Origin of the sequence: Vibrio sp. 10N.261.46.A3 (assembly GCF_041472995.1) — a bacterium.
Lineage (GTDB): Bacteria > Pseudomonadota > Gammaproteobacteria > Enterobacterales > Vibrionaceae > Vibrio > Vibrio coralliirubri.
In genome coordinates this window covers 65175-86228 of record NZ_JBFRRH010000003.1, presented here as the reverse complement: position 1 = coordinate 86228, position 21054 = coordinate 65175, and the positions used below count along the sequence as shown (strand labels likewise).

At 45.3% G+C, this 21054-nt stretch carries 15 protein-coding genes; 14 read left to right on the top strand and 1 reads right to left on the bottom strand.

Going from position 1 to position 21054, the window contains the following annotated elements:
* Positions 1-44 precede the first annotated feature (44 nt).
* From murD to AB4484_RS00610, 14 genes are all read left to right on the top strand, one after another.
* Positions 45-1361, top strand: coding sequence for a UDP-N-acetylmuramoyl-L-alanine--D-glutamate ligase (gene murD / locus AB4484_RS00675; protein WP_372075971.1), 1317 nt, complete (start codon positions 45-47; stop codon positions 1359-1361).
* Between the two features lie 22 nt (positions 1362-1383).
* Positions 1384-2580: a cell division protein FtsW gene (gene ftsW, locus AB4484_RS00670; RefSeq protein WP_048609688.1), complete on the top strand. Its 1197-nt coding sequence runs from the start codon at positions 1384-1386 to the stop codon at positions 2578-2580.
* A gap of 12 nt (positions 2581-2592) precedes the next feature.
* On the top strand, positions 2593-3654 hold the full coding sequence (murG, locus tag AB4484_RS00665) for an undecaprenyldiphospho-muramoylpentapeptide beta-N-acetylglucosaminyltransferase (protein ID WP_372075969.1): 1062 nt from the start codon (positions 2593-2595) through the stop codon (positions 3652-3654).
* A gap of 13 nt (positions 3655-3667) precedes the next feature.
* Entirely contained in the window at positions 3668-5128 is a 1461-nt protein-coding gene (gene murC, locus AB4484_RS00660) for a UDP-N-acetylmuramate--L-alanine ligase (RefSeq protein WP_017059288.1), read from the top strand.
* Between the two features lie 278 nt (positions 5129-5406).
* Positions 5407-6099: a cell division protein FtsQ/DivIB gene (locus AB4484_RS00655; RefSeq protein ID WP_017059290.1), complete on the top strand. Its 693-nt coding sequence runs from the start codon at positions 5407-5409 to the stop codon at positions 6097-6099.
* Positions 6092-7360, top strand: a complete 1269-nt coding sequence (ftsA, locus tag AB4484_RS00650) for a cell division protein FtsA (RefSeq protein WP_010434747.1) — start codon at positions 6092-6094, stop codon at positions 7358-7360. The genes AB4484_RS00655 and ftsA overlap by 8 nt, the downstream gene beginning before the upstream one ends.
* A 31-nt stretch (positions 7361-7391) precedes the next feature.
* Complete coding sequence (gene ftsZ / locus AB4484_RS00645; protein WP_017059291.1) at positions 7392-8621, top strand: cell division protein FtsZ; 1230 nt, start codon at positions 7392-7394, stop codon at positions 8619-8621.
* Between the two features lie 96 nt (positions 8622-8717).
* Complete coding sequence (gene lpxC / locus AB4484_RS00640) at positions 8718-9635, top strand: UDP-3-O-acyl-N-acetylglucosamine deacetylase (RefSeq protein ID WP_010434751.1); 918 nt, start codon at positions 8718-8720, stop codon at positions 9633-9635.
* Between the two features lie 390 nt (positions 9636-10025).
* Positions 10026-12752, top strand: coding sequence for a preprotein translocase subunit SecA (gene secA / locus AB4484_RS00635; protein ID WP_372075967.1), 2727 nt, complete (start codon positions 10026-10028; stop codon positions 12750-12752).
* A 307-nt stretch (positions 12753-13059) separates the two neighbouring features.
* A complete protein-coding gene (gene mutT / locus AB4484_RS00630) occupies positions 13060-13458 on the top strand; it encodes an 8-oxo-dGTP diphosphatase MutT (protein WP_048618233.1) in 399 nt (132 codons plus the stop codon).
* Positions 13459-13550: 92 nt separating this feature from the next.
* Entirely contained in the window at positions 13551-14375 is an 825-nt protein-coding gene (dapB, locus tag AB4484_RS00625; RefSeq protein ID WP_020628676.1) for a 4-hydroxy-tetrahydrodipicolinate reductase, read from the top strand.
* Positions 14376-14878: 503 nt separating this feature from the next.
* Entirely contained in the window at positions 14879-16018 is a 1140-nt protein-coding gene (gene carA / locus AB4484_RS00620) for a glutamine-hydrolyzing carbamoyl-phosphate synthase small subunit (RefSeq protein WP_372075965.1), read from the top strand.
* A gap of 16 nt (positions 16019-16034) precedes the next feature.
* Positions 16035-19265: a carbamoyl-phosphate synthase large subunit gene (carB, locus tag AB4484_RS00615; protein ID WP_017059294.1), complete on the top strand. Its 3231-nt coding sequence runs from the start codon at positions 16035-16037 to the stop codon at positions 19263-19265.
* Between the two features lie 195 nt (positions 19266-19460).
* Positions 19461-20240, top strand: coding sequence for a TSUP family transporter (locus AB4484_RS00610; RefSeq protein ID WP_012603222.1), 780 nt, complete (start codon positions 19461-19463; stop codon positions 20238-20240).
* On the opposite strand, the gene AB4484_RS00605 is transcribed toward AB4484_RS00610, so the two are convergent.
* Positions 20191-21036 carry a LysR family transcriptional regulator gene (locus AB4484_RS00605; protein ID WP_372075963.1) on the bottom strand — a complete coding sequence of 282 codons (846 nt, stop codon included), beginning with the start codon at positions 21034-21036 and terminating at the stop codon, positions 20191-20193. The genes AB4484_RS00610 and AB4484_RS00605 overlap by 50 nt on opposite strands.
* Positions 21037-21054 lie beyond the last annotated feature (18 nt).

The following is a 21054-nucleotide window of genomic DNA, read 5'->3' as shown; positions in this document are numbered from 1 at the left end:
TCTGAGTAGGGGCTCTTTAAAACTATTAAGAGCATCTTGTTTAAATGGAACGTTGGCAAAATATTCAAAATGTAGTGGTTGTGGGGCTCGGTATTACCGGGCTCTCTGTCGTTAAACATCTCGTAAAATATCAACCTCATACGCATGTGAAGGTGATTGATACGCGAGAGCTACCACCAGGAAAGGAATCTTTACCTGAATCGGTAGAGCTACATTCTGGAAGTTGGAATAGCCAATGGTTAGCGGAAGCTGATTTGGTGGTTGCTAACCCAGGTATCGCACTCGCGACCCCTGAAATTCAAGATGTTATTCAAACGGGTACTCCGGTTGTTGGTGATATTGAACTGTTTGGCTGGGCGGTAGACAAACCCGTTGTAGCTATCACGGGTTCTAACGGCAAGAGCACCGTGACTGACCTTACTGGTGTGCTTGCTAAGGCTACGGGTTTGAATGTCGGTGTCGGTGGCAACATCGGTATTCCTGCCTTAGACCTTCTAGAGCTTGATGCCGATTTATATGTTCTGGAGCTTTCAAGCTTTCAGTTAGAAACAACATCAAGCCTAAACTTAGCAGCAGCAGCATTTCTGAATCTGTCAGAAGACCATATGGATCGCTACCAAGGCATGGCCGATTACCGCGATGCCAAGCTAAGAATCTTTAATAATGCTCAATATGCGATTGTAAACCGCGACGATAAAGAGACGTATCCAGACCACAGCATGTCATTAGTCACATTCGGACTCGACGACCAAGAGTTTGGTGTCGCGACAGTTGACGGCATTGAATGGCTAATGGATAACGGTAAACCTGTACTTGCTACCCAAGATTTAACATTGGTTGGACGTCACAATGTGGCAAATGCGTTAGTCTCGCTAGCACTGCTTAAACAAGTCGGTATTGATTACAGCAAAAGCCTTGAAGCCTTGAAGGCCTACAATGGTTTGACGCATCGCTGCCAAGTAGTGGCTGACAAACGCGAAATCAAATGGGTTAACGACTCGAAAGCAACCAACGTAGCCAGTACATTGGCGGCTCTGTCGGGTTTAGAGTACCAAGGTACTTTGTATCTTCTGGTTGGTGGGGTTGGTAAAGGTGCCGACTTTAGCGAGCTTAAGCCTGTGTTGTCGCAACTAGAGCGCGTTCAACTGTGTTGTTTTGGTGAAGATGCAGCGCAATTTATGCCGTTACACTCATCGTCTAAGACGTTTGAAACTATGGGTGACATTATCGAGAGTATCTCAAAGCAGTTAGTTGCCGGTGATATGGTGATGTTGTCCCCAGCGTGTGCCAGCTTCGATCAATTTAATAACTTCATGGCAAGAGGTGATGCGTTCACTGAACTTGCTCATGAGTATGCCTAACGTGTTGAAGGACTAACATTCAGTGCAAAGAGTGAAAGAGATCAATCAATCTATTTGGCAATGGCTTAACCGTGCCACACCAGAGGCGCTTTACGATCGTCAATTGGTATGGATTGCTCTTGGACTGATGCTGACGGGCTTAGTGATGGTAACATCGGCTTCGTTTCCTATCAGTGCTCGTTTAACCGATCAGCCGTTTCACTTTATGTTCCGTCATGCCATCTTCCTTGTGTTGGCGTTAGGTGTCTCCAGCGTCATATTGCAAATCCCGATGCAGCGTTGGTTTCAATACAGTATGTATCTACTGGGCTTGTCCTTCTTCTTGCTGATTGTGGTACTAGCCGTCGGTAAGTCGGTTAACGGCGCATCGCGTTGGATCCCATTAGGACTATTTAACTTACAACCTGCTGAAGTCGCCAAGTTATCGCTGTTTATCTTTATGGCGGGCTACTTGGTTCGTAAACAAGATGAAGTGAGAAAAACCTTCTTCGGTGGTTTTGGTAAACCGATCATGGTGTTCGGCGCTTTCGCCGTGCTGCTGCTCGGCCAGCCCGATTTAGGTACCGTGGTCGTAATGCTAGTGACTCTGTTTGGCATGCTATTCATTGCGGGTGCCAAGCTTTCACAGTTTATCGCCTTGATGGTGGCAGGTATTGCTGCGGTCGTCGGTTTGATTGTTATAGAGCCTTATCGTGTTCGACGTGTTACTTCATTCTGGGAACCTTGGAACGACCCGTTCGGTAGTGGTTACCAGTTAACTCAGTCATTGATGGCTTTCGGCCGTGGTGATTGGATGGGACAAGGGCTCGGTAACTCAATTCAGAAACTCGAATACCTACCCGAAGCACACACCGATTTTGTATTTGCTGTGTTGGCAGAAGAATTGGGTTTTGTTGGCGTGACCTTAGTGTTGATACTCATCTTTAGCTTGGTTTTTAAAGCCATTTTTATTGGTAAAAAGGCCTTTGAAAATGACCAAGTATTCAGTGGTTATCTAGCATTTGGTATCGGTATTTGGTTTGCATTTCAGACGCTTGTTAACGTGGGTGCAGCTTCAGGCATCGTCCCAACCAAAGGTCTAACCTTGCCGTTGATCAGTTATGGTGGTTCAAGTCTTATCGTGATGTCGGTGGCGGTGTCTATGCTGCTGCGTATCGATCACGAATGCCGAATGCAACAAAAAGAACAAGCCGATAATCAAAACGAATTAGTAGAATAAGAATCTAACGTTATGAAACAAAACAAAAAACTTTTAGTGATGGCTGGTGGTACTGGCGGTCACGTTTTCCCAGGGTTAGCGGTAGCTAAAAAGCTTCAGCAACAAGGTTGGGAAATTCGCTGGTTAGGAACGGCAGACAGGATGGAAGCGGATTTGGTACCAAAACATGGTATTGAGATCGACTTCATCAAGGTGAAAGGCCTGCGTGGTCAAGGCATTAGCAAGTTAATTAAAGCGCCGTTCCAGATTATTAATGCCATACTTCAAGCAAGACAACACATCAAAGCATGGCAACCTGATGTGGTGCTTGGCATGGGTGGTTACGTGAGTGGCCCGGGTGGTATCGCGGCATGGTTGTCTGGCATTCCAGTGGTTCTGCATGAACAAAATGCAGTGGCAGGTTTAACCAACCAATGGCTGTCTAAGATTGCTAAAAAGGTTTTCCAAGCTTTCCCTGGTGCTTTCCCTACCGCAGAAGTGGTGGGTAACCCAGTACGCGAAGATGTGGTTGCCTTAGCTGAACCCGAGCAACGCATGGCTGAGCGTGATGGTGATATCCGCATCTTGGTTATGGGCGGCAGTCAGGGCGCCAGAATCCTGAACGATACCTTGCCAGTAACAATGGCGCGGCTTGGTGAAGGCTTCACTGTGATGCACCAAGCGGGTAAGAACAATCAACAGCAAGTCATTGAGCAATACAAATCACATTCTGTAGATAATGTTCAAGTGACTGAATTTATTGATGATGTGGCGCAAGCTTATGAGTGGGCAGATCTATTAGTGTGTCGCTCAGGTGCATTAACCGTATCAGAAGTGTCTGCGGCAGGTGTCGGATCTATCTTCGTTCCGTTTATGCACAAAGACAGACAACAAGCGTTGAATGCCGACCATTTAGTTGAATGTGGCGCAGCGTTAATGATTGAACAGCCTCAACTAACGGCTGATAAGCTAGCGAACACTATCGCGCAGCTTGATAGAAATGAATTAAAAATGATGGCAACAAAAGCTCGTCAAGCCGCCAAGCTTGATGCTGATGTGACCGTCGCTGAAGCGATTAAAGCTTTAGCAAAATAATGAGATTGAATTGATGACGATTGAACATACCCAAGACTTAGCGCAAATCCGTGCAATGGTGCCAGAGATGCGCCGTGTTAAATCTATCCACTTCATTGGTATTGGTGGTGCCGGAATGAGCGGGATTGCTGAAGTCTTGCTAAATGAAGGCTACCAGATCACGGGTTCTGATATTGCTCAAAATCCAGTGACTGATCGTTTAGTTAGCAAGGGTGCGACCGTTTATATCGGCCACCAAGCAAGTAACGTTGCCGACGCAAGTGTGGTGGTGGTTTCAACCGCTATCAACGAAGAAAACCCAGAAATTATTGCAGCTCGTGAAGCGCGCACACCGATCGTTCGTCGTGCAGAAATGCTGGCTGAACTAATGCGTTTTCGTCACGGTATTGCTGTGGCAGGTACGCACGGTAAGACAACCACGACTGCGCTAGTGACACAGATTTACTCGGAAGCAGGTCTAGATCCAACCTTCGTAAACGGTGGTTTGGTGAAAAGTGCAGGCACTAACGCACGTTTAGGTTCAAGCCGTATTCTTATCGCTGAAGCCGATGAGAGTGATGCGTCATTCTTACATCTGCAACCAATGGTTAGTATCGTAACTAACATTGAAGCGGATCATATGGATACCTACGGCGGCGATTTTGAAACGCTAAAGCAGACGTTTATTGATTTTTTACACAACCTACCATTCTACGGTCAGGCTGTGATGTGTGTTGATGATCCAGTAGTACGTGAGCTTATCCCTCAGGTAAGTCGCCAAGTGATTACTTACGGTTTCTCTGAAGATGCGGATATTCGTATTGAGAACTACGTACAAGAAGGCCAGCAAGGCAAATTCACGGTAGTACGTGAAGGTAAAGCTAACCTTGATATCACGTTAAACATTCCGGGTCGTCACAATGCACTGAATGCATCTGCGGCGATTGCTGTTGCAACAGAAGATGACATCAGCGATGAAGCGATTCTAAAAGCGATGGCAGGAACCGAAGGCACGGGTCGCCGTTTCGATCACCTAGGTGAGTACGAAACAGGTAAAGGCGTAGCAATGTTGGTCGATGATTACGGTCATCACCCAACCGAAGTTGATGTGACGATTCAAGCAGCACGAAGTGGCTGGACTGACAAACGTCTTGTAATGATCTTCCAACCGCACCGTTATAGCCGTACTCGCGATCTGTATGATGATTTTGCGAACGTTCTTGAACAAGTTGATGTCCTAATTCTGTTAGATGTTTATTCTGCAGGTGAGAAACCTATTGCAGGGGCAGACGGACGTTCATTAAGTCGAACTATTCGCGGGCGTGGTAAGATAGATCCAATCTTTGTTGCCGATATCAACGCACTGCCATCGGCTTTAGCCAATGTAATTCAAGGCGGTGACCTTGTTTTAACGCAGGGTGCAGGCGATGTTGGTCGAGTAGCGAAGCAGTTGGAATCGTTACAGTTAGACATTAATAAAATGCAGAACGCGTAACAGAATACTGTCTACAGACTGTGGTCAATCGCTCACTTCTTGCGATTGACCTAAAATTGACCAAAAATCTTATTATCAACGTTTGATAGTTTGATTTTGCTCAGTATAATTCATAGGTTAAAGTAAGTGCTTTTACCTCTATTACGAAGATAGGGAATAGAATTGCGAACCAACGACAGGGAGTGCGGGCTTTGGTAGAAAGTACTTTTAGCGAAAACCGCCACCTATTCAGTTTACCGTCGCTCAAGAAACACGCCTTAGGCGGGTCTTTTTTTGTCATGGTATTGCTATTCATTGGGTTTCTTTTCTATACCACACTGACTTGGATGTGGGACGATCAGCGATTGCCTCTCTCCAAAATAGTACTTCAAGGCGACTTAACTTACGTAACCGCTGGTGATGTTCAACATGCCTTTAGCGAGCTAGAGCATATTGGAACGTTCATGTCGCAAGACATTGGTGTGTTGCAAGACAGTTTAGAAGCGTTACCTTGGGTCTCAGTGGTCTCCATTCGTAAGCAGTGGCCAGACACAATAAAAGTATTTTTGACTGAGTACCATGCAGCAGCAATCTGGAACGGTAACATGCTGCTGAATGACGATGGTCAGGTGTTTAATGGTGATATCGGCCTGTTGAAGGGCGATAGAGTTAAGCTTTACGGCCCAGACGGCACCAGCCAAGAAGTGATAGAAAAGTGGCGACAGATAACCCCTTTGATTAACAGTCTAGGGTTAACCGTTACCTCTCTCGTTCTCAATGAGCGTCGCGCTTGGCAAATAATCCTAGATAACGGTATCCGTTTAGAACTAGGTAAAGATTCTTTAGATGAGCGTGTTGAACGCTTCATTTCGCTTTACAACGAACTTGGTAGTAAAGCGAATCAAGTGAGCTACATCGACCTCAGGTATGATACGGGAGCCGCTGTAGGCTGGTTTCCAGAGCAAGAGTTAGAAGAGAGCACAGATGACTAAGACCGCAGATGACAACATAATCGTTGGTCTTGATATAGGCACTGCGACCATATCAGCTCTGGTTGGTGAAATATTGCCTGATGGTCAAATCAATATCATTGGTTCTGGGCAAAGCCCATCCAGAGGTATGGATAAAGGTGGTGTAAACGACCTAGAGTCGGTAGTTAAGTCGGTTCAGCGAGCTATTGATCAAGCAGAGTTGATGGCGGAATGCCAAATCAGCAATGTATTTATCTCGCTATCGGGTAAACATATCGCAAGCCGAATTGAAAAAGGCATGGGCACTATCTCTGATGAAGAGGTGTCTCAAGACGATATGGATCGAGCGATCCATACCGCGAAATCAATTAAAATAGGTGATGAGCAGAGAATTCTGCACGTGATCCCACAAGAATTTACCATTGATTATCAAGAAGGGATTAAGAACCCACTTGGCTTATCTGGTGTTCGAATGGAAGTCAGTGTTCACCTAATTTCTTGCCATAGCGACATGGCGAGAAACATTATTAAAGCTGTTGAACGATGTGGTCTCACAGTAGAACAAATCGTGTTTTCAGGACTTGCCTCAAGCAATGCGGTAATTACTGAAGACGAGAGAGAGCTTGGAGTGTGTGTTGTCGATATCGGTGCGGGTACAATGGATATTTCCATTTGGACTGGCGGCGCACTTCGACACACAGAAGTCTTTTCCTACGCAGGAAATGCAGTAACCAGTGATATTGCCTTCGCTTTCGGCACGCCAGTGAGCGATGCTGAAGAGATAAAAGTAAACCATGGTTGCGCTCTGAGTGAACTCGTAAGCAAGGATGATTCTGTTAACGTCCCAAGTGTTGGTGGTCGCCCATCGAGAAGTTTGCAACGACAAACTTTGTCGGAAGTGATTGAACCACGTTACACTGAACTTATGGGTCTCGTTAACCAAACTATTGATACGGTTCAATTACAGCTACGAGATGAAGGTATTAAACACCACCTTGCAGCAGGCGTCGTTCTCACTGGTGGAGCGGCACAAATTGACGGATTGGTAGAGTGTGCGGAACGTGTTTTCCGCAATCAAGTTCGAGTTGGTAAGCCGTTAGAAGTTAGTGGCTTAACTGACTATGTTAAAGAGCCGTATCATTCTACGGCGGTTGGTTTACTTCATTACGCAAGAGATTGTCAGATCAGTGATGAAGGTGATTACAGCGAACCTAAGCGTTCAGCACCTTCTATGTCTGGTTTATTTGGTAAATTGCGTAATTGGATACAAAAAGAGTTTTAACCTGAGTTGCAGGAAAAAACGGAGATAACACATGTTTGAACCGATGATGGAAATGTCTGACGATGCAGTAATTAAAGTCGTTGGAGTTGGTGGCGGTGGCGGTAACGCTGTTGAGCACATGGTACGTGAATCAATCGAAGGCGTAGAATTCATCAGTGTTAACACTGATGCGCAAGCACTTCGTAAAACAAGCGTGAGCAGCGTGATCCAAATTGGTGGTGATATCACTAAAGGTTTGGGCGCTGGTGCAAACCCACAAGTAGGCCGTGATGCAGCTCTCGAAGATCGAGAAAGAATTAAAGAAGTTCTAACTGGCGCCGATATGGTATTTATCGCAGCTGGTATGGGCGGTGGTACTGGTACAGGTGCTGCTCCAGTTATTGCTGAAGTTGCGAAAGAGTTGGGTGTGCTGACGGTTGCTGTTGTAACTAAGCCATTTAGCTTTGAAGGCAAAAAGCGTTTAGCGTTTGCTGAGCAAGGTATTGAAGAGCTTTCTAAACATGTGGATTCATTAATTACGATTCCAAATGAGAAGCTACTTAAAGTACTTGGCCGCGGCGTAACTCTGCTAGAAGCTTTCGCAAGTGCTAATGATGTACTTAAAAACGCTGTACAAGGTATCGCTGAGCTAATTACTCGCCCTGGTATGATTAACGTCGATTTCGCGGATGTTCGCACCGTAATGTCTGAGATGGGTCATGCAATGATGGGTAGCGGTATCGCAAAAGGTGAAGACCGTGCTGAAGAAGCTGCTGAAACGGCAATTTCTAGCCCACTACTAGAAGACATCGACCTAGCTGGCGCACGTGGCGTTCTTGTGAACATCACAGCAGGCCTAGATATGCGTCTAGATGAATTCGAAACAGTAGGTAATACAGTTAAGGCATTCGCATCTGATAACGCAACAGTTGTGATTGGTACTTCTCTAGACCCTGATATGACGGATGAAATCCGTGTAACTGTTGTAGCAACAGGTATCGGCACAGAGAAAAAACCAGACATTACATTAGTTGCTGGTGGTAAAGCTAAGGTTGCACCAACTCCTCAACCACAGGTAGCGGCTCAAACTGCACCAAAAGTGGAAGAGAAAGTGGCACAACCATTGCAAGAAAAAACTGAGGTTAAACCTCAAGTTAAGCCGCAGCCAACAACGTCACCTGTTTCTTCAGGTACAGGCGCTAGCCAAAGTGCAGCACCTAAGGCTGAGAAAGAGAGTGGATACTTAGATATTCCAGCATTCTTACGACGTCAGGCTGATTAACAAATACCCAAAATTTGACTATCGTCGAATTAATGGTAAAATTCGCGGTCGGTAAATACTGACCGTGATTTGTAGCACTGATAACGAGGCAAGCAGATGATCAGACAACGTACTCTGAAAGAAATTGTGAAAACAACTGGTGTGGGTCTCCACTCTGGTCGTAAAGTCACACTTACTCTTCGCCCGGCAGCTGCAAATACAGGTATTGTTTATCGTCGTACAGATGTAAATCCACCTGTAGATTTCCCAGCTGATCCAGCGTCAGTTCGTGACACTATGCTATGTACAGCTCTTGTTAATGATGAAGGCGTACGTATCTCTACAGTGGAACACCTTAACGCAGCTTTAGCGGGTATGGGCATCGACAACATTATTGTTGAAGTAGATGCACCTGAGATCCCAATTATGGATGGTAGCGCAAGCCCATTCGTATACTTGCTACAGCAAGCGGGTGTAGAAACACTGAATGCAGCGAAGCGTTTTATTCGTATCAAAAAGCCTATCCGTTTTGAAGATGGCGATAAGTGGGCAGAGTTTGTTCCATTTAACGGCTTCCGTATGGACTTTGAGATCGACTTTAACCACCCAGCAATTGAATCTGATGAGCAACGTTTGTTGTTTGATTTCTCTTCACAAGGTTTTGTGAAAGAAATTTCTCGCGCTCGTACTTTCGGCTTCATGCGTGACATTGAGTATCTACAATCTCAAAACCTAGTACTTGGTGGTAGCTTTGATAATGCTATCGTACTTGACGAATACCGAATTCTTAATGAAGAAGGTCTACGTTTTGACAATGAGTTCGTAACTCATAAAGTACTAGATGCGATTGGTGACTTGTACATGTGTGGACACGCTATTATTGGTGAGTTCCGTGCATACAAATCAGGTCACGGCCTAAACAACCAACTACTACGTGCAGTACTTGCTGACGCAGAAGCTTGGGAATGGGCAACATTCGAAGAAGAAGTAGGCTCTCCTGTTGCATTTGCTGAACCAGGAATGGTTCTAGCGTAATTGTTGTTTACAACAATATAAGATTTCGAAAACCAGGTCATTGACCTGGTTTTTTTGTATCTATTTTCCAGATACAGTGTCGTCAACATCCGAAAGTTGTCTCCCAATGAGCTGCAGTCTGGCTAATCCATCAGCAATTGGAAAGAAAAGTTCCAAGCACATCAAACAAATGGGGTTATAAATGGTCGTTGGTGTGAAAATTACTTACACTAAAGGGCATTAATTTTAACTCAAGCCTTGAAAACTCTACTCTCAAGTACAATATCAAAGATACTAGATTTATCTCAGTATCCTTGGTTAGTAACTGAAGACTAGTTCATAGCTAGTAGAGACACTGACGGCATTTAAAATAGATCGCGGACGATCTGAGAACGAAGAGATTCCAAGCACATGATTACTAAGCTGCTGACAAAGGTAATTGGCAGTCGCAATGACAGAACACTGCGCCGCCTTAGAAAAATTGTAAAAGAAATTAATAACTTCGAACCATCGTTTGAAGCACTTTCAGACGAAGAGCTAAAAGCAAAAACGGTTGAGTTTCGTGAGCGCTTAGATAAAGGTGAATCGCTAGACCAACTTCTACCTGAAGCATTTGCTACGGTACGTGAAGCGTCTAAACGTGTTTACGGCATGCGTCATTTTGACGTGCAAATGATTGGTGGCATGGTTCTAAATGCTGGCCAAATTGCAGAAATGCGTACTGGTGAAGGTAAGACTCTTACAGCAACCCTACCAGCTTATCTTAACGCCCTACCTAGCAAAGGTGTTCACGTAGTAACGGTGAACGACTACCTAGCGAAGCGTGATGCGGAAACAAACCGCCCATTATTTGAATTCCTTGGTATGACGGTTGGCGTGAACGTGCCAAACATGGCTCCACCAGAGAAGAAAGAAGCGTACCAAGCGGATATCCTATACGGAACAAACAATGAGTTTGGCTTCGATTACCTACGTGACAACATGGCTTTCCGTGCTGAAGATCGTGTTCAACGTGAGCGCTTCTTTGCTGTTGTCGATGAGGTTGACTCAATCTTAATCGATGAAGCTCGTACTCCACTTATTATCTCTGGCCCAGCTGAAGATAGTTCAGATCTTTACACGCGTATTAACACGTTGATCCCTAACCTTGAGCGCCAAGATAAAGAAGATTCTGAAGAGTACCGTGGTGAAGGTCACTACACCATGGACGAGAAATCGAAACAGGTTCACCTGACTGAAAATGGTCAAGAATTTGTAGAAGAGCTAATGGTTAAAAACGGCCTGATGGAAGAGGGTGACACGCTTTACTCTCCAACAAACATCAGCCTATTGCACCATGTTAATGCAGCGCTGCGTGCACACGTACTGTTTGAGAAAGACGTCGACTACATCGTTACTGAAGAAGGCGAAGTGGTTATCGTTGATGAACATACTGGCCGTACTATGCCAGGTCGTCGTTGGTCTGAAGGTTTACACCAAGCTGTTGAAGCTAAAGAAGGTGTGAAGATTCAGAATGAAAACCAGACGCTAGCATCGATTACATTCCAGAACTTCTTCCGTCTATACGAAAAACTGTCAGGTATGACAGGTACAGCCGATACAGAAGCTTTCGAATTCCAGTCTATCTACGGCCTAGAAACGGTGGTTATCCCAACCAACAAACCTATGGTTCGTAACGATATGCCAGATGTGGTTTATCGTACTGAAGAAGACAAGTTCAATGCGATCATTGAAGACATTAAAGACCGTGTAGCAGCTGGGCAGCCATCTTTGGTTGGTACGGTTTCTATCGAGAAGTCTGAGCTACTGTCTAACGCACTGAAAAAAGCAAAAATTAAGCACAGCGTTCTAAATGCTAAATTCCACGAAATGGAAGCAGAGATCGTTGCACAAGCTGGTATGCCGAGCGCGGTAACTATCGCAACTAACATGGCTGGTCGTGGTACCGATATCGTGTTAGGTGGTAGCTGGCAGGCACAAGTTGAGAAGCTAGATAATCCAACCAAAGAGCAGATCGAGAAGATCAAAGCTGACTGGAGAGTAATCCACGATAAAGTGCTTGAGTCAGGTGGTCTGCACATCATTGGTACTGAGCGTCATGAATCTCGCCGTATCGATAACCAACTACGTGGTCGTTCTGGTCGTCAAGGTGATGCGGGTTCTTCTCGTTTCTACCTATCAATGGAAGATTCTCTGCTACGTATCTTCACATCGGATCGTATGGCTGGTCTTATCCAAAGTGGTATGGACGAAGGCGAAGCGATCGAATCTAAGATGCTTTCTCGCTCAATTGAAAAAGCACAACGTAAAGTTGAAGGTCGTAACTTCGATATTCGTAAGCAGCTTCTTGAGTACGATGATGTAGCCAATGATCAACGTAAAGTGGTTTATGAGCTTCGTGACGAACTGATGAGTTCTGACGACATCAGCGAAATGATCGAACACAACCGTGAAGATGTACTAGCATCAGTGATTGATGAATACATCGCGCCTCAGTCTCTTGAAGACATGTGGGATATCGCGGGTCTGCAAGATCGTCTGAAGAATGACTTCGATCTAGACTTTGATATTCAAAGTTGGTTAGACGAAGACGACAAGCTTTATGAAGAAGCATTGCGTGAGCGTATTCTTGCTATGGCGGTTGATTCGTACAAACAGAAAGAAGAAGTGGTTGGTGCTCAAGTACTGCGTAACTTCGAGAAATCTGTGATGCTACAAACGCTAGATGGTCTTTGGAAAGAGCACTTGGCTGCGATGGATCACCTTCGCCAAGGAATCCACTTACGTGGTTACGCTCAGAAGAACCCGAAACAAGAGTACAAGCGCGAGTCGTTTGAACTGTTTGAAGGCCTACTAGATGTACTGAAAACAGACGTTGTTACCATCCTTTCTAAAGTTCGCGTTCAGCAACAAGAAGAAGTTGAAAAGATGGAAGCTCAACGTCAAGCTCAAGCTGAAGAAGCGGCGCGTCGTGCACAAGCACAACATGCAACAGCTGAAAACCAGCTAGCTGACGATGAAGCTGAAGTGGCATCTCCACAAACGGTAGTACGTGATGAGCGTAAAGTGGGTCGTAATGAACCATGTCCATGTGGAAGCGGCAAAAAATATAAACAGTGTCACGGTAAAATTGACTAAGTTTGGTGAATCGTTGCTGTAACGGATGATTGCAGTGTCGGAGGTACTCACTTACTAACGTAAGCTCTGTGCCTCCTCCTTGCACTCACCACGTCACAGCTTAGCTTCACACAAACTTATTGATAAAAAGAGTCGCTTAGGCGGCTCTTTTTGTATGTGAAAATAATAAGGTTTCGATAGCGTCATCCTCGAGAGTGAGGGACGAGCGAGTCGGGGATCTTTCGAACTAACAAAAGAGCAGATTCCCTATCTAATTCGTTCCTCATTGTAGGGAATGACGCTAGGGACATAGAAGGAACACCAACACATGAAAAGAATCCACATTGTTGCGGGCATTATCTTCAACCAAGATAAGTCGCAGGTATTTATCACTAAACGTCCAGACGACAAACACAAGGGCGGTTTCTGGGAATTTCCTGGTGGCAAGGTTGAAGAGGGTGAAACCATTGAGCAAGCGATGACTCGTGAGCTTGATGAAGAGATTGGCATCAAGGTGACTGAACAGTCTCTGTTTGAGCACCTTGAATTTGATTACACCGATAAGTCGCTTAAGTTTGATTTCATCCTAGTTACCGATTTTGAAGAGCAGCCTTATGGCAAAGAAGGTCAACAAGGTGAATGGGTAAGCCTAGAATCATTGAATCAATACGCCTTCCCAGAGGCAAATGTGCCAATTTTAGAGCGAGTAATAAAAGAGTTTTCGTAATTGCTAGCCTGAGTTTGAGATTGTTGTTAGTTTAAAGAGATTAATCGATTGAACGTTGCTGCAAGAGATAAGTGGCAACGGTAACCAAAACAATGGAGATATTCGCAGTGGTAAGAATTGCAATTGCAGGAGCAGCGGGCCGCATGGGTCGCAACTTGGTGAAAGCCGCTCATCATAATTCAGAAGCAAGTGTTGGAGCTGGATCAGAGCGTCCAGAGTCATCTTTGGTCGGCGTAGATGTCGGCGAGTTATGCGGTGAAGGTCGTTTTGATGTTGCTTTAGTCGATGATTTGTCTAAAGCCATCGAAGAGTTTGATGTGATTGTCGATTTTACTGCCCCTGTTAGCACATTAGCGAATATTGAACTTTGTAAACGTCACGGTAAAAAACTGATCATCGGTACGACGGGTTTCTCTGAAGAAGAGAAGCAAGTGATTGATGCTGCTTCAAAAGAGATGGCTATCGTAATGGCACCTAACTACAGCGTTGGTGTGAACTTGGTCTTTAAGCTGCTAGAGAAGGCCGCTAAAGTGATGGGCGACTATTGTGATGTCGAGATCGTTGAGGCTCATCACCGTCATAAAGTCGATGCACCGTCAGGTACTGCGATTGGTATGGGCGAAGCTATTGCGGGTGCGATGGGCAACGAGCTAAACGATGTAGCCGTATGGTCACGCGAGGGTATTACTGGCGAGCGCACTAAAGATGAGATTGGTTTCGCGACGATTCGTGCCGGTGACATTATTGGTGAACACACCGCTATGTTTGCTGATATCGGTGAGCGAGTGGAAATTACCCATAAAGCCACTGATCGAATGACCTTTGCTAATGGCGCAATCAAGGCTGCGGTTTGGCTAAATGATAAACCAGCAGGCTTTTATACCATGACGGATGTGCTTGGTTTGAATGACCTGTAAATAGATATTTATGCGCTGGCAATTGCCGGCGCTTTCTTTATTTGGTGCCTTTTCCTTAGTAATCTCACTTCTACGATCTTCCTTCTACTTTCTTATTATCGCCTTTTTGACTCTATTTCTATGTTGTTTATGTGGGCTTTAGTGTGTTTTTTGCTTTAGTTCTTTAAATTGTCATGTTTTCTCTTGGTATTTATCGATTGCGTTTTGTTGCTGATATTTTTATCACTCTATGATTGGTTAAAATGAGGGGTTAAAATTAGAAAATCGTAATATTCGAGCTAAATGCGTATGAAAGTTGAACTTTTGGAGCTTTGAGGGGGTAAATTGAATTAGTCCTTACAAATGTTTAATTTCTTTTGAGTTAAATGTTGACACGTATCACGCAGATCACTAAAATACCGCCAATTTGTCTAATTTCCATAAACACGCAGTTTTTGGTGTTGCAGGAAGGTAGATTTGCAAATTAAATCAATTTTAATGCATTTTTATTTCTGGAGGTTGTCTTGAAGAAGTCAGCACTACTCGTCCTAGAAGATGGGACAGTATTTCACGGTGAAGCCATTGGCGCTGTAGGTTCTGCAGTTGGTGAAGTCGTTTTTAATACCTCGATGACGGGGTACCAAGAAATCCTCACTGATCCTTCCTATTCTCAACAAATCGTTACCCTTACTTATCCTCACATTGGCAATACCGGAACCAATTCCGAAGACGAAGAATCTTCTTCAATCCACGCTCAAGGCCTTGTGATTCGCGATCTCCCTCTAATCGCTTCTAACTTCCGTAATGAACAATCCCTTTCTGATTACCTTAAGTCGCAAAACGTTGTTGGTATCGCTGATATCGATACTCGTAAGCTGACGCGTATTCTTCGTGAAAAAGGTGCACAGAACGGTTGTATCGTAGCGGGTCACAACCTAGACGAAGCTTTGGCTCTAGCTAAAGCAAAAGAATTCCCTGGCCTGAAAGGTATGGACCTTGCGAAAGAAGTTACAACAAAAGAAGCGTATCAATGGAAACAAGGTTCGTGGACGCTTACGGGTGGACTTCCTGAAGCGAAAGCAGACTCAGAATTGCCATACCACGTTGTTGCTTATGACTTCGGTGCAAAACGAAACATCCTACGAATGCTTGTTGACCGCGGCTGCCGCCTAACGGTTGTTCCTGCTGAAACTTCAGCTGAAGAAGTACTTGCTCTGAACCCAGACGGTGTTTTCCTTTCAAATGGCCCTGGTGACCCAGAACCATGTACTTACGCAATTGAAGCGACAAAAGTGTTCCTAGAAAAAGGCTTACCAATCTTCGGTATCTGTCTAGGTCACCAGATTCTTGCTCTTGCGTCAGGCGCTAAGACAGTGAAGATGAAGTTTGGTCACCACGGTGCAAACCACCCGGTTAAAGATTTAGATCGTGATGTTGTGATGATTACTTCGCAAAACCACGGCTTTGCTGCTGACGAAGAAACCCTTCCAGAGACACTACGTGCAACGCACAAATCACTATTTGATGGTTCTCTACAAGGTATTCATCGTACAGACAAACCAGCATTCAGCTTCCAAGGTCACCCTGAAGCGAGCCCTGGTCCAGAAGACGCAGCGCCGTTATTCGACCACTTTATTGAACTAATCAAACAGCACACAGCGTAATTCGGAGTAGTAGACAATGCCAAAACGTACTGACATTAAAAGTATTCTTATTCTAGGTGCTGGCCCGATCGTTATCGGCCAAGCATGTGAGTTCGATTACTCTGGTGCTCAAGCTTGTAAAGCGCTTCGCGAAGAAGGTTACCGAGTTATTCTTGTAAACTCGAACCCAGCGACAATCATGACTGACCCAGACATGGCAGATGCAACTTACATCGAGCCTATCCAATGGGAAGTTGTGCGTAACATCATCGCTAAAGAGAAGCCTGATGCAGTTCTACCTACTATGGGTGGCCAAACTGCATTGAACTGTGCTCTAGACCTAGAAAAGCACGGCGTTCTTGAAGAGTTCGGTGTTGAAATGATTGGTGCAACGGCTGACGCTATCGATAAAGCAGAAGACCGTTCACGCTTCGATAAAGCAATGAAAGCAATTGGCCTTGAGTGTCCAACTGCTGATACAGCGAAAACGATGGAAGAAGCTTATAAAGTTTTAGACATGGTTGGCTTCCCTTGTATCATTCGTCCATCGTTCACGATGGGTGGTACTGGTGGCGGTATCGCTTACAACAAAGAAGAATTTGAAGAAATCTGTCGTCGTGGTTTGGATTTATCTCCAACTAACGAACTTCTTATCGATGAATCACTTATCGGTTGGAAAGAGTACGAGATGGAAGTGGTTCGTGACAAAAACGACAACTGCATCATCGTATGTGCGATTGAAAACTTCGACCCAATGGGTATTCACACAGGTGACTCAATCACTGTGGCTCCAGCTCAAACGCTGACAGACAAAGAATACCAACTAATGCGTAACGCATCTCTAGCAGTACTGCGCGAGATTGGTGTTGAAACAGGTGGTTCAAACGTACAGTTTGGTATCAACCCGAAAGATGGCCGTATGGTTATCATCGAGATGAACCCACGTGTATCTCGCTCTTCTGCACTAGCATCTAAAGCAACAGGTTTCCCAATCGCTAAGATTGCAGCGAAACTGGCTGTTGGCTTCACGCTAGACGAGCTAATGAATGACATCACTGGCGGCGCAACTCCAGCATCATTCGAACCAACAATCGACTACGTAGTAACTAAGATTCCTCGTTTTAACTTCGAGAAATTTGCAGGTGCTAACGACCGTCTAACGACGCAAATGAAGTCGGTTGGTGAAGTTATGGCTATCGGCCGTAACCAACAAGAATCTCTACAAAAAGCACTTCGCGGCCTAGAAGTTGGCGCGACTGGTTTTGACGAAATGGTAGACCTAGACGCACCAGATGCTCTAACGACTATCCGTCACGAACTTAAAGAAGCTGGCGCAGAGCGTATTTGGTACATCGCTGACGCATTCCGTGCTGGTATGTCGGTAGATGGTGTATTCAACCTAACGCAAATCGACCGCTGGTTCCTAGTTCAAATCGAAGACATCGTTAAACTAGAGCAAGAACTTAAAGCGAAAGGCTTTGCTGGTCTAAACAAAGACGAGCTAAACAAGCTTAAGCGTAAAGGTTTTGCTGATGCGCGCCTATCTAAGATTCTAGGTGTTGCAGAAAGCGAAATCCGTCGTCTACGTGACCAATACGATATCCACCCTGTGTACAAGCGTGTAGATACGTGTGCGGCTGAATTCTCTTCAGATACGGCTTACATGTACTCATCTTACGATGACGAGTGTGAAGCAAACCCAACAGACAAAGAAAAAATCATGATTCTAGGCGGCGGTCCAAACCGTATCGGCCAAGGTATTGAATTTGACTACTGTTGTGTACACGCATCACTAGCGCTACGTGAAGATGGCTACGAAACTATCATGGTTAACTGTAACCCTGAGACTGTTTCTACAGACTACGATACGTCTGACCGTCTGTACTTCGAACCAGTAACTCTGGAAGATGTACTAGCAATCGCTCGCGTTGAGAAGCCAAAAGGCGTTATCGTTCAGTACGGTGGTCAAACGCCACTTAAACTGGCTCGTGCTCTTGAAGCAGCTGGCGTACCAATCATCGGTACTAGCCCTGACGCAATCGACCGTGCAGAAGACCGTGAGCGTTTCCAAGTTGCTGTAGACCGTCTAGGCCTACTTCAGCCAGAAAATGCGACAGTAACAACAATGGAGCAAGCGGTAGAGAAATCTCGTGAAATTGGCTTCCCACTGGTTGTACGTCCTTCTTACGTACTTGGTGGTCGTGCGATGGAAATCGTATACGACGAACAAGACCTACGTCGCTACTTCAACGAAGCAGTAAGCGTATCAAACGAATCTCCAGTACTACTTGATAGCTTCTTAGATGACGCTGTTGAAGTTGACGTAGATGCGATTTGTGACGGTGAGCGCGTTGTAATCGGCGGTATCATGGAGCACATCGAGCAAGCGGGTGTTCACTCAGGTGACTCAGCATGTTCTCTTCCTGCATACACGCTAAGCCAAGAAATCCAAGACGTAATGCGCGAGCAAGTTGAAAAGCTAGCGTTCGAGTTGGGTGTTCGTGGTCTGATGAACACGCAGTTTGCTGTTAAGAACAATGAAGTGTACCTAATCGAGGTTAACCCTCGTGCAGCACGTACGGTTCCATTTGTATCTAAAGCAACTGGCGCGCCAATCGCTAAGATTGCTGCTCGTGTAATGGCGGGTCAATCTCTAGAGTCTCAAGGCTTTACGAAAGAAATCATCCCTCCTTACTACTCAGTGAAAGAAGTTGTACTTCCATTCAACAAGTTCCCTGGTGTTGACCCACTGTTAGGCCCTGAAATGCGCTCTACTGGTGAAGTTATGGGTGTTGGTGCGACGTTTGCTGAAGCATACTCTAAAGCTGAATTGGGTTGTGGCAACATCTACCCAGAAGGCGGTCGTGCACTTCTTTCTGTTCGCGAAGGCGACAAAGAGCGTGTTGTTGACCTAGCATCTAAGCTATCTAAGCTTGGTTACCAGCTAGACGCAACGCACGGTACTGCGGTTATCCTTGGCGAAGCGGGCATCAACCCACGTCTAGTAAACAAGGTACATGAAGGTCGTCCTCACATTCTTGACCGTATCAAGAACAACGAGTACACGTACATCGTGAACACTGCAGCTGGCCGTCAAGCGATTGAAGATTCTAAAGTTCTTCGTCGTGGTGCACTTGCTGAGAAAGTTAACTACACGACTACGCTAAACGCTGCATTCGCGACTTGTATGGCGCACACTGCAGACGCGAAAACGTCAGTAACTTCAGTTCAAGAGCTACACGCTCAGGTTAAAGCTTCTCAAGCTTAATCGCCTAAAGTGTATCGCTGATAAGCGGATATAAATGCTCAAAGCCCACTCTTCGGAGTGGGCTTTTTTATGTCTGTTATTCCGCGGTAACTTAATGATGAATATTTGGAATAGGTTAGAATCTTGTGTTTCGTTATTGCTCGTCTGCCGTGAGTGGTAACTTGTCGCTACACAGGACATTAAGGCGTTGGGTATATGGAAATCACTCTAGAAATATTGGCTATCTTGTTTGTTGTTGCAACGGCAGCAGGCTTTATTGATGCAATGGCTGGCGGCGGTGGGTTACTGACTCTACCTGCATTGCTAGCGGCTGGAGTTCCACCGACGCAGGCATTGGCAACTAACAAACTCCAAAGCTCATTTGGCAGCTTCTCCGCAAGTTGGTATTTCGTGCGCAACGGTATCGTCAGCATCAAAGAGATGCGCCTTGCTATCTTTTGTACCTTTATTGGCTCTGCAATTGGCGCTGAGTTAGTCCAGCACATTGATGCGAGCCTACTGACCAGTGTTATCCCACTGCTGCTTATCGCTATCTCTCTCTATTTCCTGTTGGCACCCCAAACTAGAGCGTCTGAAGGAAAACAGAAGATCTCTGAGGCCATGTTTGCTCTGTGTATTGGTGGCGGCGTGGGTTTCTATGATGGCTTTTTTGGCCCAGGAACAGGTTCTATCTTCACCGTCTGCTTTGTTGCTATTGGTCACTTCTCGTTAGTCGATGCTACGGCGCGTACTAAAGTACTTAACTTTACCTCGAATATCGCTGCCTTAATTTTCTTTATTTTGGCTGGTTTGCCTATTTGGGAGTTGGGATTAGTGATGGCGGTCGGTGGATTTATGGGCGCTCAGCTTGGCGCTAAAGTAGTGGTGACAAAAGGGCAGAAATGGATTCGCCCCCTTGTGATCGTGATGTCGATGCTAATGGCGTCTAAACTGCTTTGGGAACAGCATCAACAATGGATTCTATCAGTGTTTTAACTCGTGGAGACTGGTAACTATTTGGTCTGACACAGATATGAATCGGCCGAATCAAGCCTGCTAATTCGGTGAAGCTATACAGATATTGAAGCTCAATATTGAGTGTTTTTACGATAGAGAGCGGTATTAACGCTGGCCCAGTCCCGCCCAATGCAAGTTGAGCCGCTGCGGTGTAGGCATCCATCTCCATCAAGGGTTTGATACCAAACTTCTCTAATACAGAAAGTTGATAAGAATTGGCAGGGTTGGTCATGTCGTTAGTGATGACCATTGGAGGAAGCTCCGTTAGCGGTGACTTACTCACTATGTAAAACGGCTCATCAAATAGATGGAAGGCCATCAACCCATGATGTGGTGGCAGTAAGCCAGCACACAACCCCAAGGTCGCCTTGCCAGATTGCACTCGCTCTATGATTCTCGGCGTGTGGTTGGTGGTAATGGTGATGTACTTATCTTGCTGGATAAATTGGCCCATCATCTCACCTAAATAACCGGCTATCAGAGATTTAGAGCTGTCTAGGGTGATGAGAGTGGTATCTTCCAACTCTTGCTGTTCATAAATAAGCCCGCGAAGTTCATTGAATGTAGGGCCAATACTCTCTATTAATGCTATCGCATCTGGCGTGAGTTTTATCTGTCGGCCACTCGGTTCAATGAGCTTTTTACCTAGCTTCTTTTCTAAATTCGCAATCCGTTTGCTGACCGCTGATTGGCTGATATAAAGCAAACTGCCTGTGCGGCTCATGGTCTTTGCTTTACTCAATACCAGTAGAGTTTCGATTCCTTCGAGTAGCATTGGGTTATATTCATGAAA

Excerpts from the sequence above, each read along its gene's own strand:
- mutT (WP_048618233.1), top strand. The coding sequence starts at position 13,060 with ATGAAAAGAATCCACATTGTTGCGGGCATTATCTTCAACCAAGATAAG.
- dapB (WP_020628676.1), top strand. The coding sequence starts at position 13,551 with ATGGAGATATTCGCAGTGGTAAGAATTGCAATTGCAGGAGCAGCGGGC.
- carB (WP_017059294.1), top strand. The coding sequence starts at position 16,035 with ATGCCAAAACGTACTGACATTAAAAGTATTCTTATTCTAGGTGCTGGC.
- AB4484_RS00605 (WP_372075963.1), bottom strand. The coding sequence starts at position 21,036 with ATGCTACTCGAAGGAATCGAAACTCTACTGGTATTGAGTAAAGCAAAG.
- AB4484_RS00610 (WP_012603222.1), top strand. The coding sequence starts at position 19,461 with ATGGAAATCACTCTAGAAATATTGGCTATCTTGTTTGTTGTTGCAACG.
- AB4484_RS00655 (WP_017059290.1), top strand. The coding sequence starts at position 5,407 with ATGGTATTGCTATTCATTGGGTTTCTTTTCTATACCACACTGACTTGG.
- murC (WP_017059288.1), top strand. The coding sequence starts at position 3,668 with ATGACGATTGAACATACCCAAGACTTAGCGCAAATCCGTGCAATGGTG.
- lpxC (WP_010434751.1), top strand. The coding sequence starts at position 8,718 with ATGATCAGACAACGTACTCTGAAAGAAATTGTGAAAACAACTGGTGTG.
- ftsA (WP_010434747.1), top strand. The coding sequence starts at position 6,092 with ATGACTAAGACCGCAGATGACAACATAATCGTTGGTCTTGATATAGGC.
- secA (WP_372075967.1), top strand. The coding sequence starts at position 10,026 with ATGATTACTAAGCTGCTGACAAAGGTAATTGGCAGTCGCAATGACAGA.
- murG (WP_372075969.1), top strand. The coding sequence starts at position 2,593 with ATGAAACAAAACAAAAAACTTTTAGTGATGGCTGGTGGTACTGGCGGT.
- ftsZ (WP_017059291.1), top strand. The coding sequence starts at position 7,392 with ATGTTTGAACCGATGATGGAAATGTCTGACGATGCAGTAATTAAAGTC.
- murD (WP_372075971.1), top strand. The coding sequence starts at position 45 with ATGGAACGTTGGCAAAATATTCAAAATGTAGTGGTTGTGGGGCTCGGT.